We start from the raw sequence: 2222 nt of genomic DNA on the forward strand, positions 1-2222 counted from the left end.
ACCAAGGGGATCACCGACAACCAGAAAGCCAAGAAGCAGGCGCAACCACAGCGCAGCTATTCATCCAGCGGGGGTTCGGCGTCCAGCCTGAACAGCCAGTACAGCCGGGCCGAGCGTATCCAGATCCAGACCGCCTTTCGCGATTTGGGATACGATATCGGAACCGTCGACGGCGTGCTGGGCAAGCGCAGCCGGGCGGTGATCCGTCAGTTCCAGGCGTCGCGCGGCGAGGCCCAGACCGGCCAGTTGACCCGGCCGCAATATGCTGCGCTGCTGAGCCAGACCGGGGGCATGAACCCCGCCCTTGCCCACCGCGATCTGAACCCGACCGAAGTCATGATGTTGCAGGAAGGGCTGCGATCGCTGGGCTATTACGGCGGCGTCATCGACGGGGCCAACGGGCCGGGGACAATCGGCGCGCGCAATGCGTTTCTGGCGCAGTCCGGGACCAGCCCGGCCATGGTGACGCCGGTCCAGGCGCTGGTGATGGCCCGAACCGCCGCGGGCCTGCCCACCCCGCTCTATCTGCAGAACGAAGCCAATGCCCAAACGGCTCCGACACAGCCCTTCGGCACGCAACAGGCCGGGTTCGGGGCGGCCGGTCAGCAACCCACGACGCCTTTTGGCGCCCCGGCAGCTCCGCCACCGGCATCGGGTTTTGCACCGCAGGGCCAGCAGCCCGCGGCAAACCAAGGTCAGTACACAGCTGCACCAACCCAACAGCAGCCCGCCACGACCACATTGTTCGGAGCCCCGGCCGCCCAACCCGGGCAGGTCCCAACCCAGCCCGATCAGGCGCAGCAGCAGAACCTGTTCGCACCGGCGGCCCCGCAGCAACAACAGCCGGCCCCGCAACCCGCGGCTCCGCAGGGCGGCACCCTGTTTGCCAGCGGAACCCCGACGGCCCCTGCGTCACAGCAGGTGACGCAACAGTCCGCGCCCAGCAGTCTGGACATCTATTCGGGAAACCCGCAACCGCAGACCGAGGTGGCAAACCAGGCCACGGCGCTGGACTGAAACGGCCGGGCCGTGCGGAAAAACGGCCCCTGCCCGCTCATTCGCTGGCCGACGGCGTTTCCGGCTCGGCCTGAGCCGAAGCCTGAAGCGGCGTGAATTCTCCGGTTATCGGGAAAGGCTGCGTTTCCGACAGCGTTCCGTCGGCCGAAACCTGCAGCACCATCGCCTGGCCCAGGATGGGGGCGCTGCTGGTGGTGACATTGTTGAAATCGATTTCACCAAACACCGTCAGGAAACGCTGCGCTCCGGGTACATCCGGCAGGCCCTGCACCTGCCCGGTCAACTGCGGCGCGGACATGCGCATGATGAAGCTCGACGCCCCGACCGAAGCCGACCCGGTAATCGTCCGGGTCCCACCCGCAGTGACCCCGGTTCCCGGGCTCTGCGCGACGCCCGTGGCCACCGCACGGAAACCGTCCTGCTGCAGCGTCACCGTGACATCCAGATGCGGAACGTAGGAATAAGCGTTGTATCCTTGCTGCTGCGGGGGCCGCTCGGTCCGTACCGTCAACTGGCTGGCGATATCCAGATAGTTCGGCTGGCTGAGCGTGGGATGCGCATAGGTCTGGACCCGCACAACGGCGGTGTCCGACAACCCGAAAAGCTGGGCATCGGTTGGGATCACCTGCACCCTGTGCGAGCCGTCAGAGGCCGCCAGCACCTGATAGGCCACGATCGAATAGAGCTGCCGGCCGAATTGCTGGAACAAGGTGCGGGCATCGGCGGGGCTGAGTTGCAAGGACTGGACGAAAGGAAATTGCGGTGCCTGCGATTGGCCGGATTCGTCGATGACCGTAAAGTGCCAGGGAAAGGCCCGGACATCGACGTTGGTTCCCTGCAACATCTGGTGGGCGCAGCTTTGGGCGTTGTCCGAACCGATCATGCGATCGAGCCGCTGGCCGATGCTGCGTATGTTCCCGAACGGCAAAGAGCTGGCTTGGAAATCGTATTCGTTTGTCGTCACGCGGTAGCTCACCTCGAAGCGCTGCGGGATGGTCTTGCCGGCGATGATCTGTTGCACCTGCGGTTGAACCTGAAAGGCACGGGTATAGTAGTCCCGGCGTTCGAACTCGTTGGCAAAGGCCTTCCGGCAGTCTTGCCCGATCTGTGTCGATACCAGATAGGACACGAGTCCGACATAGAATTGCTGATCGTTCATCACCGCCGGGTTGGACCGGACATACAGGAACAAAGCCCGCGCATAG

2 protein-coding genes are annotated in these 2222 nt (G+C 64.7%); one reads left to right on the forward strand and one right to left on the reverse strand.

All coding sequences use genetic code 11. The annotated features are described in order from the left end of the window. A partial coding sequence (locus AC2FM3_RS17825) for a peptidoglycan-binding domain-containing protein (RefSeq protein ID WP_496684573.1) occupies nt 1–1017 on the forward strand: 1017 nt, incomplete at its 5' end. Between the two features lie 37 nt (nt 1018–1054). Here the strand turns inward: AC2FM3_RS17825 and AC2FM3_RS17830 are convergent. Next, on the reverse strand, nt 1055–2222 hold a 1168-nt coding region (locus tag AC2FM3_RS17830), incomplete at its 5' end, for a hypothetical protein (protein ID WP_496684575.1).

Source organism: Ruegeria sp. BHSB172 (assembly GCF_059613165.1).